Annotated in this window: 18 protein-coding genes; all 18 read right to left on the bottom strand. The window is 33.4% G+C overall.

What is annotated here, in order from left to right; genetic code table 11:
- Window positions 1-8 precede the first annotated feature (8 nt).
- Window positions 9-539: an acyltransferase gene (locus AA088_RS17530; protein WP_052752765.1), complete on the bottom strand. Its 531-nt coding sequence runs from the start codon at window positions 537-539 to the stop codon at window positions 9-11.
- A complete protein-coding gene (locus AA088_RS03185; protein ID WP_046743491.1) occupies window positions 523-1650 on the bottom strand; it encodes a glycosyltransferase family protein in 1128 nt (375 codons plus the stop codon). The genes AA088_RS17530 and AA088_RS03185 overlap by 17 nt, the downstream gene beginning before the upstream one ends.
- Complete coding sequence (locus AA088_RS03180) at window positions 1637-2836, bottom strand: hypothetical protein (protein WP_046743490.1); 1200 nt, start codon at window positions 2834-2836, stop codon at window positions 1637-1639. The genes AA088_RS03185 and AA088_RS03180 overlap by 14 nt, the downstream gene beginning before the upstream one ends.
- Entirely contained in the window at window positions 2829-3344 is a 516-nt protein-coding gene (locus AA088_RS03175) for an acyltransferase (protein ID WP_052752764.1), read from the bottom strand. Before AA088_RS03175 ends, AA088_RS03180 begins: the two co-directional genes overlap by 8 nt.
- Before the next feature lie 57 nt (window positions 3345-3401).
- Window positions 3402-4652 (bottom strand): O-antigen ligase family protein, encoded by a 1251-nt coding sequence (locus tag AA088_RS03170; protein ID WP_082106529.1) that lies wholly within the window; start codon window positions 4650-4652, stop codon window positions 3402-3404.
- A 4-nt stretch (window positions 4653-4656) separates the two neighbouring features.
- Window positions 4657-5841: a hypothetical protein gene (locus tag AA088_RS03165; RefSeq protein ID WP_046743488.1), complete on the bottom strand. Its 1185-nt coding sequence runs from the start codon at window positions 5839-5841 to the stop codon at window positions 4657-4659.
- A gap of 90 nt (window positions 5842-5931) precedes the next feature.
- A complete protein-coding gene (locus AA088_RS03160) occupies window positions 5932-6507 on the bottom strand; it encodes a hypothetical protein (protein WP_046743487.1) in 576 nt (191 codons plus the stop codon).
- Between the two features lie 16 nt (window positions 6508-6523).
- The gene (wecC, locus tag AA088_RS03155; RefSeq protein WP_046743486.1) at window positions 6524-7729 is read right to left on the bottom strand and encodes a UDP-N-acetyl-D-mannosamine dehydrogenase; all 1206 of its coding nucleotides are present in this window, start codon (window positions 7727-7729) and stop codon (window positions 6524-6526) included.
- A gap of 5 nt (window positions 7730-7734) precedes the next feature.
- Window positions 7735-8862 (bottom strand): non-hydrolyzing UDP-N-acetylglucosamine 2-epimerase, encoded by a 1128-nt coding sequence (gene wecB, locus AA088_RS03150; protein WP_046743485.1) that lies wholly within the window; start codon window positions 8860-8862, stop codon window positions 7735-7737.
- 39 nt (window positions 8863-8901) lie between these two features.
- Window positions 8902-10161: a nucleotide sugar dehydrogenase gene (locus AA088_RS03145; protein ID WP_046743484.1), complete on the bottom strand. Its 1260-nt coding sequence runs from the start codon at window positions 10159-10161 to the stop codon at window positions 8902-8904.
- Entirely contained in the window at window positions 10151-11146 is a 996-nt protein-coding gene (locus AA088_RS03140) for an SDR family oxidoreductase (RefSeq protein WP_046743483.1), read from the bottom strand. Before AA088_RS03140 ends, AA088_RS03145 begins: the two co-directional genes overlap by 11 nt.
- 106 nt (window positions 11147-11252) lie before the next feature.
- Window positions 11253-12098: a 3'(2'),5'-bisphosphate nucleotidase CysQ gene (cysQ, locus tag AA088_RS03135; protein WP_316931670.1), complete on the bottom strand. Its 846-nt coding sequence runs from the start codon at window positions 12096-12098 to the stop codon at window positions 11253-11255.
- Window positions 12056-12910, bottom strand: a complete 855-nt coding sequence (gene rfbD / locus AA088_RS03130) for a dTDP-4-dehydrorhamnose reductase (RefSeq protein ID WP_046743481.1) — start codon at window positions 12908-12910, stop codon at window positions 12056-12058. Before rfbD ends, cysQ begins: the two co-directional genes overlap by 43 nt.
- Window positions 12907-13440, bottom strand: coding sequence for a dTDP-4-dehydrorhamnose 3,5-epimerase (gene rfbC / locus AA088_RS03125; protein WP_046743480.1), 534 nt, complete (start codon window positions 13438-13440; stop codon window positions 12907-12909). The genes rfbD and rfbC overlap by 4 nt, the downstream gene beginning before the upstream one ends.
- A gap of 10 nt (window positions 13441-13450) precedes the next feature.
- A complete protein-coding gene (rfbA, locus tag AA088_RS03120) occupies window positions 13451-14308 on the bottom strand; it encodes a glucose-1-phosphate thymidylyltransferase RfbA (protein ID WP_046743479.1) in 858 nt (285 codons plus the stop codon).
- A gap of 4 nt (window positions 14309-14312) precedes the next feature.
- On the bottom strand, window positions 14313-15332 hold the full coding sequence (gene rfbB, locus AA088_RS03115) for a dTDP-glucose 4,6-dehydratase (protein WP_046743478.1): 1020 nt from the start codon (window positions 15330-15332) through the stop codon (window positions 14313-14315).
- The gene (locus AA088_RS03110) at window positions 15325-16413 is read right to left on the bottom strand and encodes a hypothetical protein (RefSeq protein WP_046743477.1); all 1089 of its coding nucleotides are present in this window, start codon (window positions 16411-16413) and stop codon (window positions 15325-15327) included. Before AA088_RS03110 ends, rfbB begins: the two co-directional genes overlap by 8 nt.
- Before the next feature lie 10 nt (window positions 16414-16423).
- Window positions 16424-18118 carry a DUF6909 family protein gene (locus tag AA088_RS03105; RefSeq protein WP_046743476.1) on the bottom strand — a complete coding sequence of 565 codons (1695 nt, stop codon included), beginning with the start codon at window positions 18116-18118 and terminating at the stop codon, window positions 16424-16426.
- Window positions 18119-18123: the final 5 nt, after the last annotated feature.

Raw genomic sequence — 18123 nt, 5'->3', positions numbered from 1 at the left:
TTGTTTTTTTACTCATTGAATCCAGGCACATCTACTTCTGGAAATTTAGATTTTAAATATTTTCTAGAGTCTCCAACTATTTTTCCTGGACTACCAATGTAAATACTAAAATCAGGAATAGTACCTCTTACAATAGTTCCTGCTCCAATAATACATCCTTTTCCTATTTTACAACCAGGCATTAATATCGTTCCAGTTCCAACAAATGAAAAGTCTCCAATTTCAACTCCTTTGATGATTCCTAAAGGTTTTTCTTGCGGAATATCAAATGCTTTTGCAATGGTATGAGGTGACCAGTCATGAGTTAAAACTCGAATATAACTAGACATTGTTACTTCTTTTCCGATAGAAATAAGACTATAATCTGTACCATCAAACCATATTTTTGAAGAAATGTAGTTTGGCTTATCATTAAACTTCATTCCCCACTTTTTGAAAAACTTATACTGAATATTTGTTGCTCTTCTCGGACTAAAATTAGAAACCATCTTTACTAAGATGAAGAAGTATATTTTTTCGAGTTTACCTGGTTTCTTCATGATCTATTTTTTTAAAAAGTTCTTTTAATTGATCTTCATAATACAGCATCACAGATGAATAGTTTTTCGAATTTTGTTTGATTCTTTTCAATTCTTCTGAGTTGTTCAATACTTTTTGCACTTGCGCTACCAAGGCGTTTACATCATTGTAGGGAACTATAATCCCCAAATCATTGTCTTTTATAAACTTAGCCGATTTGACTTCTTCATTAACAATGATTCCTATACCAGTTTTGATAGCATCTCCCCATTTGTTAGACTCAGCATACTGATTGATTTCTAATTTAGGATCATAATAGGTCAAAACCATGTCTGATATAAAGTAGTTTGCTAATGTTTCGGCATTGGATAATTTTCCTTTGTAAAGTACATTTTTATGCTTAGCCAATGTTTCAGCAGCTTCACAATCTAACTTTCCAATTAATACGATTTTAAAATCTTCCGTTTCCAAACGATTGGTAAGTGCTAAAGCTTCTTGCATTCCTCTTCCAGAGCCTAACCAACCATTTATATTGATAACAAAATTAGCAGGTTTTTCTAAATTCTCACTGATTTGTTTGGCTTTTTCTATTTGGCTCTCGCTTGGTGTATTTTTTAATATATAAAATTTCTTTGAAGGAAAATCATATCGTTCAGCACCAGGAACAACATGATATGTAACATTTCGAGACGTGAGTTTTTCAAAAAATTTGATGATTTTATCTATTATAGAAGGAAATTTAAAAATCATTGAAAACCTATCAGCATCATCAAAAACCAACTTGAATCCTTTAATTTTGGATGCTACCATCGCTGGAAAAGCACTTTCAAAACCCAAAGCCCATACAATGTCTTTTTTTCCAAATTTAAGACAGTAAAAAAATGTTTTTATCATCCACAAAAAGTAGAGCCATTTTACTTTTCCTGTTCCATAACCACCGCCTTCAAGGATTATTTTTTTGTCAATTTCAAAATCAAATCGTTTTTCTTCTCTTTCTCCAGAAATTCGTTCCCATCCTATATGGCTAATGTTTTTATACCCTAGGTCATCGTGTAAAAACAATGTTAGTTTGTACAAACGCGTACGTTCTGAGAGAGATGAAAGTGGTGCAACAATCTTAATATTCTTCATTATAAAAAAACTTAATGGCATATGTATGGGATATCATCAATCGAATTGTCCAATGCAATGCTGTTAAACAAGCAATACCAACCACGAGGACACTTGAATCCATGCCAGTAATTAATACTACTAATATTAAAATTATATACGCGATTAAAGCGCCCCAATTGAGTCCTGCTGTTTTGTATAAATGCTTATTACTTGCAAAAATCCCTAAATACAGCGAAGATGTTGTGTACACTGTTCGAATCATACAAGTAATAAGTACTGCGGAAACTAACCAAAGGTTAATTTCACTAAATGGTACATTTTTGAATCTATCTAATAAAAATATTCCTACCACAAAAGATATGATTGCCATTACTATGGCAAAAACAATTAGTTTAACTTGTAGTGAGTTGTAGTCTTTTCGCGTTACTTTTTCTTTGGCTCTTAGTTTTGGTCCGATGATGAACCCTATAAAACCATTAGCACTAAGGATAATTGGACTAAAAATAGCGAAGTATGTGAAAAGTTGTGATGAAATATAATCGTTCCCATATAGGTTAATTATAAATTGTTCGCCATACACTGCGCTTGTTAAAGTCATGTTGTGAAGAAAAAAAGCTATTCCTGTTTTCCTATAATCTTCGTATTTGAGAGCTTTTTCGCCTGTTTCTGGCGTACCATAAAGTTTTAAATACACTATGATTAATACAAAGCAGATAATTGCTAGGCTAATTCCTAAAAAGTTGAGCATTTCTTTTTGTGCAATTATAAAAAAGATAACCACTACTACTATTTTCCAACCATTGGTTGCCAACTGTGCTATCGTATATTTTTGGTTTGCTCTAAAAATTCCTGATAAAAAAACTGTGATTGAAAATAAGTTCAATACCATAAAAAATAGCCAAATATTTTCTATGGGATAAAACAACCAAACTAGCGTTGTTCCAATACTACTTATGATGAAAGATTGAAATAGAAACTTTTTTTTAATGTAAAAATGTAATTTAGGCTCACGAATCATTACTTGATCAAAACCTAGAATACAAAATCCACCTAGAATAAAAATACTGGATTTATAAAAAGCCCATTGACTTATAAATTCCTTACTATATTCTGCTGTTGAAATATAAATATCTAGAAAGAAAAAGCTAGCAAGTCCTAACCCATATAGGCTAAGTGATGGTAAAATTTTAAGAATTTTATTCATTGAGTTCCTCCACATTTCTCATGGCTATTTTCTTTGCTGGATTCCCAACATAAATACCATAAGGTTCTGTATCTTTTGTCACAATGGCTCCTGAGCCAATTATACTTCCTTCTCCCAAACGTTTTACAGATGGCATAATGAGTGCATCTGAACCTACCCAGACATAGTCTTCAATTACAACATCTGAATACGTTATTCCATTTTTTTGCCAGTCTTTAAATTTACCGTTGATATCATGATTGTGCGTAAAAATTTTTGCGCCAGAAGAGATTGCTACTGCATGCCCAATTTTAACACCACCTGAATAATCAATATATACTCCTTTTCCAAGGTTTATTTTTCCTGTCCCTTCAAATCGTGCATTGCTATTTGTATGTGCGGATGATATATCTACTCCGCTGTCTACATACAATTTAGGTGCTCCATAATACTTTCTATAAAGAAACCATCTTATCCCTCGTAAGCCTCGAACTTGAAAGATATCCATGTTCTTGATGAGAAGGATCATTATTTTAAGGATACTATTGTTCTTCACGACTTAAAATTTTCAACAAATGTAGTAATTTTAGGCTTCTTCCGTTGTTTTTACTAAGAAAAAACAATAAAAGAAGGTAAAAAAAGATATCCCAATATATCTATTTAATACTGTCTCCGAAAAAGAGAATATGATGATTAAAGCTATAAAAGTAAATTTTAAATACTTGTTTGTTGCTTTTTGTTTAATAACTGTTACTATGTATGTAATGATAACCGCAAGATATGCTAAAAAGCCAAAGATTCCGGCTTCACCAAATACTTGTAAATATTGATTATGAGAGTTGAAACCTACATTGTTTAGGATGTTATAACTCCAACCTACATTTTTGTGAATCCGAGCATTAAAAGCTACGTCAAAACCTTCTTTGCCATAGCCCCACAAAGGTTGTTCACTGATGAGCTGTACAGATGCTTTCCACATTTCCCATCGGTAGCGTAAAAAATCTTTGGGAATTGCATCAAAATCGTTCATATACGTCCATGTTTGAGAAATATATTTTGAAAAACGTGGAGATAGTAACGCAGCCAATACAAAAAATAGAGGAAACGCTAGTAATAAATAGGCTTTTCTCATCTTTAGAATAGCAAAAAATACTACTGCTCCCAGACCTAAAATCCCCATTAAACTGTTAGAGAGAAATATGTGAATTACAAAGAATAGCATCCAAAGTAATTTCTGCATCATTTTCCAATTTAGCACATGCCATACTGCTGCAATCGCTAAACTTAAGTATACACCATAATAGGATCGATCCATGAAATTTGAAAAATAGACAGAATAGAAGTGATTCATCCAATAATTATCCCCTTTGAAAATAATTTTTTTCTTATCAGGAATTTCATTAAAAGTAAATGTGCTCCAATCGAAATCAAATACAAAAGGTTCTAAAAGATTTAAGAAACAACCCAAAATTACTCCCAACACAAAAAACTTACAAATGGCATAAAAAGCTTTTTTGTCAATACGTAGTACAGAAAAAATTATAGGTAGAGCAACTAGCGAGAAGCGTTTTTCTATCGTTTTGATAGAAAATACCTCATCCATCAAAAAATGAGTGGCTATATAGATACTGAATAACACTATTAATACGCTTACTGGCTTAAACTTTTGGATATCAAAATTTTTTATATTGAAGAGACTTACTACAAAAAGTGTAACTAGCAATAGTGTAGAAATTTTTTCGCTCACATTCATTATAAAAACAAATGCCAAAGCAAGGGTAACAATCACCTGATTTAGTGACGTATTCTTAAATATATTTTCAGTAATTATTTTCATAAAACTATGCACTTTTTGTGACGGTTAAACTCTTGTTTAGATATATAAACACAAGTACAAAACAAAATGAATTGGTTATAGAAAAAAATAGATTCCCACTCAAAGAAGAGATTAACAAAACCGTTAGAAGAAATAATACGTAAAGTACTTTTTGCTTAGTTGAAAGAAACATTTTTTTTAAGGCTATGATATATACAAAGAATCCTATTAAACCAAAAAAGAGAAAAACATCTATAAATTCAAACTCTACTCTATGTTTTCTAAAATCCATTCCTCCAATCATGTATTGTACAACTGTCCAATTTTCTGAAATATACCCAATAGTATCTTCTAACAACAAATCTCTTTTGGAGGTAATGAAGGTAATTAATCCATGCTTTTCATATAGGTAAGTTCCAAAATTGAACGAGTTGATTGCAATTTGTATTAATTTATCTTTTAGTAGAATTGCCGTTGTAAGAAGAACAGCTACAAATGATATTTGATACGCCGTCTTTTTTAATATATACAGTAGATGAATAAAAATTAATATTCCTATATATAAATACCCTGACTTTGTTCCTAAAAAAGCTGTCGCTATCAGCATGAAAATGGTGGTCCAATACGTATCATTCTGGTATCTATACCGTACATAAGCGATGGAAGTTAATAAGATATAAAAATAACTACTAATACCTGGTTCAGCCATGATACCGTTGTATCCAAAACGATCTGTATGCGGATATGACTGGAAAAGATTAATATCGAAAGCGGCACCTATTAAAATTAATAGTAAATTAAGCTTTCCTATAAAGAACAAAATTTTGATAGGTTTTTCTAAGTCTTTTTTATCAAGATCTTTAATGGCAATAAAAAATAGAAATAGAAAAATTCCTTTAAAGAAGTAATACGATCTACTATACAGTATGTCAAACGAAATCTCTTGAAAGCTTTTGATAATAAGATCAATCCCAAAAAGAAGGATGAGAATATAAATGTATCTGGCAAACTTTTTTGTTTTTAGATACATCACAAAATAGATTAAGAGTAATGCAACTGCTAGAAATTTTAATACCGTACTTGGATATACTGGAATTCTAACCGAACAGATTTCTTTTAAAAATTTGGATAAAAAATTTAGCAGAAATAGCAATCCAGAAAATACGGCTAACCCCTTGGCTGATATTAGATTACTATAAAGTTTTTGCATCCTTTTTTAAACTGAGAAAATACTATTGTTTTACAACAAAGGTCTTTTTAGGAAATCCTAAAAAGACCTTTACAGTGTTATTGTTTGATTTTACAAAGAAATGTCTTTGATAATCAATTTTTGTCTTTTAGGATTTAAGATTCCATCCTTAGTATATAAATATACTTTTATTTCCTTTACATTTTTGAAATCAGCAGGGTAATCCTTAAACATTATTACAGGATATTTTCCTTCTCTCATAACTGTACATTTAGTACTCTTAACCATAAAGCCTTTTTTCTGATCGCTAGGACTTGCTAATGATTTAGGATTTTCTGGATATACCATCATAGCCAATGTATATTGAGATAATGCTTCTAAGTTGGTATTATCTGCTATATAAAATAAAAAGCTATGCGTTCCCGAAGTTTCTCCATTAACTACCGCAACTTCTTCAAATTGAATGTCATCAGAAAATTGATGCATTTCTTCATGAATGATTACTGGTTGTTGAGAAAGCTTAGGAAGTTCAGGTAAATTCATGATAGCCACTTCTTTCTCTGTTGGCTGTACCTCTTCTTGTTTTTTAGTTTCTTCTTGCTTTGTTTCTTCTTCTTTTTTCTTTTTCTCGTCCGATCCACATGCAATCAGAAAAAGACCTAAAGCTACGACTAATAGTTTTTTCATAATTATTTTCTTGTTTTTATTTATAAATTCCACAAAAATCTAACGTTTCTTTTGTTCTTTCCGTATTTTGAAATTCTCTGTGTGCCACTAAATATACAATAATATCTGCTTTTTCAATAGCGTCATCCATATCATGAATCTCATATTTATTGTGTGATTTAATGTTTGGCTCAACAGCTAAGACCTTGAATCCGTCATTCGATAAAGTATCGACTACTTGTAGTGCTGGTGATTCACGTAAATCATCAATATTTGGTTTGAATGCTAATCCCATACACGCAATTTTTGCATCTCTACCATTGTCTAATTTGAATTGTAGCGCAGTATTTTTAACTTTTTCAATTGCCCATTCTGTTTTGTAATTATTGATTTCTCTGGCAGAACGAATAATTTGTGCTTGCTCAGGGAATTCAGACACAATAAACCATGGATCAACGGCAATACAATGTCCGCCAACACCTGTTCCTGGTTGTAAGATGTTTACACGTGGATGTTTATTTGCCAAATTGATTAACTCCCAAACGTTGATACCTGCTTCGTCACAAATCATCGATAATTCATTGGCAAATGCAATTTGTACGTCTCTTGATGAGTTTTCTACCAGTTTACACATTTCAGCAGTCTTTGCGTTTGTTTTGTGTAACGTTCCTTTTACAAAATGTCTGTAAAATTCAACTGCTTTTTCTGTTGATTCTGGATTAATTCCTCCTATTGCACGATCGTTGTGTTCTAATTCATAAATTACATTTCCTGGCAACACACGTTCTGGGCAATAAGCCATGTATATTTTCCCCTTTAACTCTGGACGTTCAGCTTCAATAACTGCTTGCATTTTTTCCGTAGTTCCTACAGGGCTTGTAGATTCTACAATTACTAAAGCGCCTTCTTTTAATGTTGGCAACAATGCTCTAGTCGCAGCTTCTACATAGGAAATATCAGGTTCATGATCTCCTTTAAACGGTGTTGGAACCGCAATTAAATACACATCTGCCTCAACTGGAGATGTGCTAGCTGTTAAATATCCTTCTTTTACTACATGATGTACCAATCCGTCCAAATCTGGTTCTACAATATGGATTTCTCCTTTGTTAATTGTATCAACCACATGTTGATGAATATCGACACCTGTTACTTTAATTTCTTTACTTGCAATTAATGCTGCGGTAGGAAGTCCAATGTACCCTAAACCTACCATAACAACACTTGGTTTGTTACTTCCCATGATTCTTATTGTAATTTTGACATGTATTTTACGATCTTATCACACGCTGTTCCATCTCCATACGGATTGTGTAGTTTACTCATTTTGTGATAAGCAGATTCGTCTGTTAATAATTTTGTAGCTTCTTTGATAATTTTGTCTGTATCTGTTCCAACAAGGAGTACCGTTCCAGCGTCTACAGCTTCTGGTCTTTCTGTAGTGTCTCGCATTACTAAGACTGGTTTTCCTAGACTCGGAGCTTCTTCTTGCACACCACCACTATCAGTAATGATTAAACTCGATTTATCCATTAGCCATACAAATGCTGGATAAGATAACGGATCAATTAAGTTTACATTTTCAATATCGGCTAAAAGCTCATATACTGGTTTTTGTACGTTTGGATTCAAGTGAACAGGATAAATAATTTGTGTATCTGGATGGTCTAAAGCAATTTGCTTTAACGCAGAACAGATATTAATAAATCCTTGTCCGTGATTTTCTCTACGATGACCAGTAACAAGAATTAATCGTTTAGAATCATCAACAATCGTTTTTAGAGTGTCCACTTCTTCATCTTGAAAACCTTCAGATTTTACTTTGTCTGCACTAAAATGCAATGCATCAATTACCGTATTTCCTGTGATGAGAATGTTTTCATCTGCCACATTTTCGTTCAACAAATTTTGCTTGGACGTTTGTGTTGGTGCAAAATGATAATCACATATACTTCCTGTAACACATCTGTTGATTTCTTCTGGGAAAGGTGATCGTTTATTGAATGTTCTTAAACCAGCTTCAACATGACATACTTTCGCACCCGAATAGAATGCTGCAATGCTAGTTGCCATAGTGGTAGTTGTATCACCATGAACATATACATAATCTGGCTTAAATTCTTCCAGCACAGGTTTTAAGTTCGTGATAATATCTGCGGTAAGTGTATATAAATTCTGATTAGGCTTCATTAAGTCTAAATCATAATCTGGTGTAATTTCAAAAAATGATAATACTTGATCCAGCATTTCTCTGTGCTGTGCCGTGATACAAACTTTGGTGTTAAAAGTGTCTTGGTGTTTTAAAAACTCTTTTACCAATGGCGCCATTTTAATAGCTTCTGGTCGAGTACCAAATACAATAAGGTTTTTTTTCATCAGTTCGTTTTTGTTCTTTTTATTTTTTGATTTTTACGGCTATAATCTCTCTGTTACTATATTTTTTGGGAAGAAATTTTTCGCGTCAAAAATAATACATCCTGCTTTAAAAAAGGGAGTTACATCAATTTTATTAAAACTTTTATGGGCAACTGCCAAAATAATCGCTCGTGTGTCATCTGCTATAGATGAAACAAGATCGATGTGGTATTCTTTTTTCACTTCAGAGGCATCTACATTGTCATCAAACACATCAACTTCAATTCCATACTCTGTGAGTTCGTGAACAATATCTATAACTCGTGTGTTTCTGATATCTGGACAATTTTCTTTAAAGGCAATTCCTAAAATAGTCACTTTGGCGCCTTTAATAAGTTTTTCTTGTTTAATCATGAGCTTTACCACACGTTCTGCGATGTATTTGCCCATGTTGTCATTTATTTTTCTACCCGCTAAAATAACTTGTGGAATGTACCCTACACTTTTTGCTTTATGCGTTAAGTAATAAGGATCAACACCAATGCAGTGTCCGCCCACCAATCCTGGCGTAAATGGCAAAAAGTTCCATTTGGTTCCTGCTGCTTCCAACACTTCATGCGTATCAATGCCAAGTTTTCCAAAAATCAATGCCAGCTCGTTCACAAATGCAATATTGATATCTCGTTGTGAGTTTTCAATCACTTTAGCAGCTTCAGCAACCTTGATTGAGGATGCTTTGAAGGTTCCTACTTCAACAATACTCTTGTATAATTGGTCAACCTTTTCTGCAATTTCGGATGTACTTCCAGCTGTTACCTTAACAATATTATGAACTCTGTGTTTTTTATCACCCGGATTGATTCGTTCAGGAGAGTATCCACAGAAAAAATCTTTGTTAAAAATCAATTGACTTTGCGCTTCTAAAATTGGCACACATACTTCTTCTGTACACCCAGGAAATACTGTAGATTCATAAATAACAATATCTCCTTTGCTCAATACTGAACCTACAAGTGTAGAAGCGGCTTCTAGTGGCTTAAGATCAGGAAATTTATGTTCTGTGATTGGTGTTGGAACCGTTACGATATAGATAGTTGCTTTTGCAATATCCAAAGCTTGATATGTAAACTGCAAGGTTGTGGCTGCTTGTAATTCCGACTCGCTTACTTCAAGTGTATGATCGGTTCCTTTTTGTAATTCTTCAATACGTTCTTTATTGATATCAAATCCTATTACTTGATATCCTTTTTTGCTGAATTCTACTGCCAATGGCAATCCAACATAACCCAATCCTATTATACAAATCGTATTATTTTTCATGCACTTGCGCTTGCTTTTTGAAAAAATTATAAGTGATGACTAAGCCGTCACGTACATTATATTTTGGGTTGTATTGTAATACTTTTTTTGCCTTAGAAATGTCTGCCAAGGAATCTCGTACATCTCCTTTTCTACTTTCTCCATATGTTGCATTTGTAGAACTCTGTGTAATCTCTTTGATGTGTTTCCACAAATCATTAACACTAATACGATCTCCTACAGCTACATTAATCACTTCATGTTGCGTAATTTCTGCAAATAACGATTTCATGTTTGCTTGCACTACATTTTCAACAAAAGTAAAATCTCTTGTCTGATTTCCGTCGCCATTGATTGTTACGTTTGTGTTATGTATTCCTGCATTAAAAAATAGAGGAATCACTGCTGCATAAGCGCCTTTTACGTTTTGTTTAGGACCAAATACATTAAAATAACGCAATCCAATTGTATGGAAGTCAAAATGAGTTGAAAAATTGTCTGCATATAATTCATTCACATATTTTGTAATTGCGTATGGCGACAAAGGCTTTCCAATGGTTTCTTCTTGTTTAGGCAATACTTTACTATCGCCATATGTACTTGACGATGCTGCATATACCATACGTTTAACACCTTCATCTCGAGAAGCAACTAACATATTTAAAAATCCGGAAATATTAACTGCATTGGATGAAATTGGATCATTGAATGAACGTGGAACAGAGCCCAAAGCTGCTTGATGCAATACATAATCCATCCCTTGAACCGCTTTTTTACACATCTCTATATCACGAATATCTCCAAGTATAAATTCAAAATTAGGATGTGATTGAAATTCTTCAAGGTTGTGTTTGAAGCCAGTAGATAAATTGTCTAGCACACGTACTTTTTTTGCCTCGTGTTTAAGCAGGTATTCAACCAGATTTGATCCAATAAAGCCTGCGCCTCCTGTTATTAAAAAACTATAGTTTTTTAAATCCTCGTAATGATATGCTTCTTCGTACATAAGTGCTATTATTCGCTGCAAAACTAGCTATAAATTTTAATACTAGGAAATTATACAGTTTTATGGGGAAATATCCCTTTTTTTAAGGGTTTTATCCCTTTTTATTTTATCCTATTTTTCGAACAATAAACCACGGATTTAGTAGATTCTTTCGGTTGTATTTTAGTGGTTTTTGAGTTTCTAATGAATACACTTCCAGTCCAACAGCATTACAAATAGCCTGTCCTGCAGCCGTATCCCATTCCATTGTGGGAGCAAATCGCGGATAGTAGGATGCTTTTCCTTCAGCCATAAGACAAAATTTTAAAGAGCTTCCAGCTTTGATTAATGATACATTTTTCCCTTCACGTTCAAAATCACTAATCAAATTCATCACTTTTTCATTTGTGTAGGAATGGCTTGATGTAATCGTAATGGTGTCACTTTCGGAAGCTGCTGATATTTCTTCCGCATATTTCAGCATTTTTTGGTGTATTACATGTGTTTCCAGAGAAAGCTTGAATGCTTTTTGCTCACTAGTAATTGCGTAGTAGAGAGATTTTAATGCTGGTATGTAAATTACACCTAAAATAGGTTCTTCATTTTTTACTAAAGCAATATTTACCGTAAACTCTCCATTTCGTTTGATGAATTCTTTTGTGCCATCTAAAGGATCTACAATCCAACAGCATTCCCAATGCTTTCGAATGTCATAACTCGCATGTTCACCTTCTTCGCTTAGTACAGGAATTCCTGTCATTTTGAGTTGTTCTTCTATAAGATGATTTGCTTTTTTATCAGCAATAGTCACAGGAGAATCGTCTATTTTTTTTTCTACTTCAATCGTTTGATTCTCGTAAATATCCATAATAATTGCACCCGCTTGAACAGCCGTTTCAATTGCTTTATATAGATATTCTTGTATCAAAATTAGAGGTGATTGTTCATTAGACTTTTTAAGCTTTCTTGCCAAGAGATTGTAGGGATGATTTTTCGAACTTTTGCTTTGTCAAGCACACTATTTTTAGGCCGTGCTGCTTTGGTTTGGTAGCTTTCTACGCTTTTCAATGAAGGTTGTTGATCTTCTGGTAAGTTTAGATTCATAAGAATTTCTTTGGTAAAATCGTACCAAGTAGCTTCACCTTCATTGCTAAAGTGATATATCCCGTAGTGTGTATTGTTAGTTTCAATGATTTTTAAAATCAATGCTGCCAAATCGTTTGCATTGGTTGGAGTTCCCTTTTGTTCAGTAGTAATTGTTAAGTTTGCTTTTTCACTCGCTTTTTGCAAAATTGTTTTGTAGAAATTTTTTCCAAATTCTGCATACAACCAAGACGTACGGATAATAAAATAACGATTCATTACTTCTTGAATGTATTCTTCTCCTTTTAGCTTAGATGCTCCATATACACTTATCGCATTGGTACTGTCTGTTTCCGTATACGGAGAAGTTTTAGTTCCATCAAATACATAATCGGTAGAAATATGAATGAGTGTTGTTTGGTATTTGGCACATATTTCTGCCAGACTCTTGACTGCTTCCGCATTGATAAGAAATGCTTTTTCAATTTCACTTTCTGCCAGTTCAACATTTGTATAAGCCGCACAATTAACACAGTATTCAACAGAATATGTAGCAAAATAATCATTTACAGCTTTCACATCTGTAATATCTAATTCATTTGATGTTTTGAAATGGAAGCGAATGGTTGGATATTTCGATTGTATTTTTTGAATACATTGTCCTAATTGACCATTGGCACCAGTAACTAAAACCGTTTTCATAGCAATAATGATTTCAGGTTTGGAAGCAATTTATCTTTGTCAGATAAAATCATTTCTTCGTCATCTAACCTCCAATCAATTGCAATATCAGGGTCATTATAAATAATACCTGATTCAGCTTCTTTATTGTAAAAGTTATCGCATTTATACGCAAAAATCGTATTGTCTTGTAGTACCGCAAAACCATGCGCAAATCCTCTTGGAACAAAGAGTTGTTTGTTATTTTCTTCGTTAAGAATGATTGAGAAATGCTGTCCGAACGTTTTAGATTCTGGACGAATATCAACTGCAACATCCAATACTTCTCCTCGAATGACTCTGACTAGTTTTGCCTGTGCATATATACCTGTTTGAAAATGTAGTCCACGCAATACACCTTTTTGAGAAATCGATTGATTATCTTGTACAAAATGTACCTCTGCAGGAAATTTTTGTTCGTTGTAAGTTTCCATAAAACTTCCTCTAGAATCTCCAAATATTTGAGGTTCTATCACAAAACAGTCTGCTAATGGTGTTTGAGTGATTTTCAATACTTTATGATTATTGTATTTCTAATAAATGTTTTCCGTATCCACTTTTCAATAATGGTTCCGCCAATTCGTTTAATTGCTCTTTATTGATGAATCCCATTCGGTATGCAGCTTCTTCTATTGCTCCTATTTTGAGTCCTTGACGTTCTTCAATTACTTGTACAAATTGAGACGCTTGCATCAACGAATTGAATGTTCCTGTATCTAACCAAGCGGTACCTCTATCTAAAATACTCACACTTAGTTTTCCTTTTTGAAGATATACACGATTCACGTCTGTGATTTCGAGTTCGCCACGGCCACTAGGTTGTATGTTTTTAGCTATTTCAACCACTTCATTATCATAAAAATAAATTCCGGGAACGGCATAGTTCGATTTCGGTTTTGCTGGTTTTTCTTCTATAGAAATTGCATTGCCATCAGCATCAAATTCAACAACACCATAACGTTCTGGATCATGTACATGGTATGCATATATAATTCCGCCTTCAGGATTATTATTTGCTTGTAGAAGAGCGGCTAATCCTGATCCATAAAATATATTATCACCCAAAATTAGTGCGACTTTATCATTGCCAATGAATGTTTCGCCTATTATAAATGCTTCTGCCAATCCGTTGGGTGATTCTTGTACTTCATAGTGAAATTCACACCCAAACTTTTTTCCATCTCCTAATAGTTTTTGGAACAGTGGTAAGTCTTGCGGTGTTGAAATAATCAATATTTCTCGAATTCCAGCACTTATAAGAGTAGATACAGGATAGTATATCATTGGTTTATCATAAACAGGCATGAGTTGCTTACTTACGGCGAGCGTAAGTGGATGCAATCGTGTTCCTGATCCGCCAGCTAATACTATTCCTTTCATGATTTTATGTGTTTGTGTATTTTTCTAAATACCATTCAACGGTTTTTAAAATCCCTGATTCAAAATTTTCCTTTGCTTTCCAACCTAGTTCATTTTCAATTTTACTTGCGTCAATCGCATAACGAAAATCATGTCCTGGTCGGTCTTTTACAAAAGTTATTTGTGTTTTGTAAGAAGCTGTTTTAGGTGCTTTTTTATCAAGTATTTCACATATTGTGTTGGCAATATAAACATTGTTACGTTCATTACGTCCGCCAATATTATAGGTTTCGCCTGCTTTTCCGTTTTGTAAAACAAGGTCAATTCCTTTACAATGATCTAACACATAGAGCCAATCACGAACATTCATTCCATCTCCATAAATAGGTATATTTTCTCCAGAAATGGCTTTACGAATGATTGTAGGAATGAGTTTTTCATCATGTTGTTTAGGACCATAATTGTTAGAACAATTGGTGGTAACTACATTCATTCCGTAGGTATGAAAGTAACTGCGTACAATGAAATCTGACGATGCTTTTGAAGCACTGTATGGGCTGTTTGGCGCATAAGAGGTTTGTTCTGTAAACAATCCTGTTTCACCTAACGTTCCATATACCTCATCAGTAGATATGTGATGAAAACGACAGTTTTCAAAGCCCTCTTTGACTTGATTAGGACCATTCATCCATGATTTTTTAGCAACATCCAATAGATTAAATGTTCCAAAGATATTGGTTTGGATAAATGCATCTGGATTTTTGATAGAGTTGTCTACATGAGATTCTGCTGCAAAATGAACGACTGCTTTAAAATCATATTGTTCAAACAACTCTTCAATCAATTCCCTGTTACATATATCACCTTCTACAAACGTATAGTTTGCATGGTTTTGTACTTCAGAAAGGTTTTTTAAGTTTCCTGCATAGGTAAGCTTATCAACATTCACCACTTTCGTATCTTGGTGTTTTTCCAAGAAGTACGGAATATAGTTTGCTCCTATAAATCCAGCTCCACCCGTAATCAGTACCGTGTTTTTAGGCATTTAATCGTTTGTTTTCAGTATATCTATTTAAGTAACTATTTAATTCTCTTAATAGGATGAAAAGTAGCAACAACGATAAAGTAATCATAGGAATACGAAGTAAGTAACGATCATAGAATGAACGAACTCTTGCTCCAGGAGAAAAATCACTAAGAACGTTTACTGTTTCACTTTCCAATTCTTTCTTTCGACTGATTTCTAAGATTTTTTGAGAAATCGTTTCATTTAGCGTTAGCAATTCAATTTCTTTCGTTTTCTTATCACTATTTGGTGCTAACTGAATGTAGGTGTTAGAAGCTTTGGAAGTAGTTTCTTTTGGTTCTTTTAAAAGTAATTCTTTATACACTTCGCTTAAGGTATCTATTTGAACTAATTGCTTTTTGAGTGCTTCTTCTGTTCTTTCTAGATTCTTAATGTTTGCTTCTTTTTGTCTTTTGATATAGTTATTTTCAATATTTTTATTGATAATAGGATCTTGAAGCCTAGGGATAACCGATTTTTGAGCAGAATACACTGATATTTGGTGCACACTGAAATCTAAAGGACTGATATTTCTCTTGAACTTATCAAAATTAATTTCATCTTGAACAAACGTTGTGTCTGCCGTTTTCATAAAAGCATTATACGCTTCAAGCATTCCATTTTCAGTTACATCTGGTTCAATACCAAACCCACGTAAATTCAAAGCTTCTTTTTCAGATATATCGAAAATTTGTGCCAAAGCAGTGCTATCGCCTTCATCAATTAATCCTTGATAATATTTAATGTTAGAATATAATTGACGAGTACTACCATAATTTGTTTGAACATACATACTAGAACCATATACCGATTCTTGTCTTGAATCTATAAACCACCCTATTACTATACTTAAAAAACCTACAATGACAAATTTTACGATGTGAACTCTAATGATAATTAGCGCTCTGATGATCAGATCAAAAACAAATAAAAGTATGTTTCTTATGAATGAAAAAAGTCTGCTAAAAGCATTTCCTATCATTCTAAATAGCTCTCTTAAGTCTATTTCATTGCTAGGTTGCGGCTGTTCAGACGGCATGTTTTGATTATTTTCGCTCATGTCCTTTTAATTAGTTGTTAAATAATTGTTCTAATATTTTTCTTGTTATTAAATAGGTAGGTTTTACTCCTGTTGTTCCTAACCCACCAGAAGCAAGTGTACTTCCTGTTTCTAGAGGATTATCTGATGCATAGTACGCGTAGCGAACTTGCACATTTTCTGAAATGCTTCTTCGGATTTTAGACGCCGATTGGATTGCTTTTTGGTAGTGCGCTCCTTCCATTTCTAAGCCGATTACATTCCATGTAGAATTGTGGAAAAACTTCAAGATGTCTTTGTTTTGCAAAGAAGTTCCCAATACTGTAATCATAGAGCCCTCAAACACTTTGAGTCCATGACCTTCTAGATTTTCCTTTTTCAATTCGTTTTTAAAAGGATAGTTGTCTGCAGTTCCTTCAAAAATATGTGCAGAAGGAATCATAATATCACCTTTTCCTCCTTCTAAAATCCCTGCTTTTCCCATAATAGATAGGGATACTACATTCAAGTATTCTTTTTGTGTTTGATCATCACTTGTGTAAGGCTTTAAAAACTCATCAATAGTTTCAAAGGCTTGTTCTCCAAATGCATAATCCATTACAAATAATACAGGTTTTTCATCGTCTTTTTCTGCACAACACGTATAGGTTGTTTTACTAAAGTCAATTTTTGCTGTATCAAATATCTGTACGTTGATGTTGGTTCCTGATTCATCTTCAATATAAATCATTCCTCTTTTCAACGCTTCTTTTTCAACTTTATTTCGAAGAGCATTGTTCTCGGATGCACTCAAAGCTTCAAATATGTTGAATTCATCTTCTGCTTTGAGTTGTTTTTCCAATAATTTTGGTGCAAATATCGAGTTCATCACACTATGCATATTGGCACTAATAATGTGAATTGGACGATGCAACAACTTATTTTCTTTAAGCACTTTTTTGATATTATTGGCCCAAATTTCTCCATGAATATGGTGTCCTAAACGTTCGCGCAATACCGGGCTGAAAGTGATTGTTCTTTTTTGTCCGTGCGTAGCTTCATCAATTGCGAGTTTTCCTAACCAATAGATTATGTTTAAAAAACGTTCCGGATTTTCTTTGGTAGAAAACGTTTTATGTGCATCAAGAATTTCTTTGAAAGTTCTCCCTAAAATATTGGCTGTATGTGTAATAGCTACTTCACGATCTGCAAGCGTTAGTTTATTCTTTTTAGTAACTGCTGCTTCCAGTTTTTCCCAATCACGAGTAGTTTCACCTTCTTCTCCAATCAATACTCGATTACAAATTTTGTGAGATTCTATAAATAAAAACGTTAAATGCGTTAAAATATCATAGATTTCAGATCGTCCACGTGTAATCTCAATATTCATCTGCTCTTCGTCAATACGATAGCAGTTTCTTCTTCGTTTTGGTGGAATAATGACTTTAAAGTGCGAATTTTTATACCCTTCATCAGAGGTTAAATTGATATAACGACATTCTTCAATACCAATTGGCAAACGATCAATTACATATAATAAACCGTTGATTTCTGCTTTTTCTTCTGCTACCGATCCATAAATTTCTGGTCGTAACAGCAACAACGATTGGCGCAGTGTTTCTCCAGAAACACCCATGGGTTTGTAAAATCCGCGATTAAATAAGTGTCGCATAGTGATGTACAAACGTTCAATTGCTCCCGATGATTCTTGTGCTCTAGTTCTTTCGTGTATTTTGATGTTACTCATAGATG

Source organism: Kordia zhangzhouensis, assembly GCF_001005305.1.
Lineage (GTDB): Bacteria > Bacteroidota > Bacteroidia > Flavobacteriales > Flavobacteriaceae > Kordia > Kordia zhangzhouensis.
The sequence above is the reverse complement of the archived record's forward strand: the minus strand, read 5'-3'. Positions and strand labels throughout refer to the sequence as shown.

Excerpts from the sequence above, each read along its gene's own strand:
- AA088_RS03170 (WP_082106529.1), bottom strand. The coding sequence starts at position 4,652 with ATGAAAATAATTACTGAAAATATATTTAAGAATACGTCACTAAATCAG.
- AA088_RS17530 (WP_052752765.1), bottom strand. The coding sequence starts at position 539 with ATGAAGAAACCAGGTAAACTCGAAAAAATATACTTCTTCATCTTAGTA.
- AA088_RS03105 (WP_046743476.1), bottom strand. The coding sequence starts at position 18,118 with ATGAGTAACATCAAAATACACGAAAGAACTAGAGCACAAGAATCATCG.
- AA088_RS03160 (WP_046743487.1), bottom strand. The coding sequence starts at position 6,507 with ATGAAAAAACTATTAGTCGTAGCTTTAGGTCTTTTTCTGATTGCATGT.
- wecB (WP_046743485.1), bottom strand. The coding sequence starts at position 8,862 with ATGAAAAAAAACCTTATTGTATTTGGTACTCGACCAGAAGCTATTAAA.
- rfbB (WP_046743478.1), bottom strand. The coding sequence starts at position 15,332 with ATGCCTAAAAACACGGTACTGATTACGGGTGGAGCTGGATTTATAGGA.
- AA088_RS03185 (WP_046743491.1), bottom strand. The coding sequence starts at position 1,650 with ATGAAGAATATTAAGATTGTTGCACCACTTTCATCTCTCTCAGAACGT.
- AA088_RS03165 (WP_046743488.1), bottom strand. The coding sequence starts at position 5,841 with ATGCAAAAACTTTATAGTAATCTAATATCAGCCAAGGGGTTAGCCGTA.
- rfbA (WP_046743479.1), bottom strand. The coding sequence starts at position 14,308 with ATGAAAGGAATAGTATTAGCTGGCGGATCAGGAACACGATTGCATCCA.
- wecC (WP_046743486.1), bottom strand. The coding sequence starts at position 7,729 with ATGGGAAGTAACAAACCAAGTGTTGTTATGGTAGGTTTAGGGTACATT.
- rfbD (WP_046743481.1), bottom strand. The coding sequence starts at position 12,910 with ATGAAAACGGTTTTAGTTACTGGTGCCAATGGTCAATTAGGACAATGT.
- AA088_RS03140 (WP_046743483.1), bottom strand. The coding sequence starts at position 11,146 with ATGTACGAAGAAGCATATCATTACGAGGATTTAAAAAACTATAGTTTT.
- AA088_RS03145 (WP_046743484.1), bottom strand. The coding sequence starts at position 10,161 with ATGAAAAATAATACGATTTGTATAATAGGATTGGGTTATGTTGGATTG.
- AA088_RS03110 (WP_046743477.1), bottom strand. The coding sequence starts at position 16,413 with ATGAGCGAAAATAATCAAAACATGCCGTCTGAACAGCCGCAACCTAGC.
- AA088_RS03180 (WP_046743490.1), bottom strand. The coding sequence starts at position 2,836 with ATGAATAAAATTCTTAAAATTTTACCATCACTTAGCCTATATGGGTTA.
- AA088_RS03175 (WP_052752764.1), bottom strand. The coding sequence starts at position 3,344 with ATGATCCTTCTCATCAAGAACATGGATATCTTTCAAGTTCGAGGCTTA.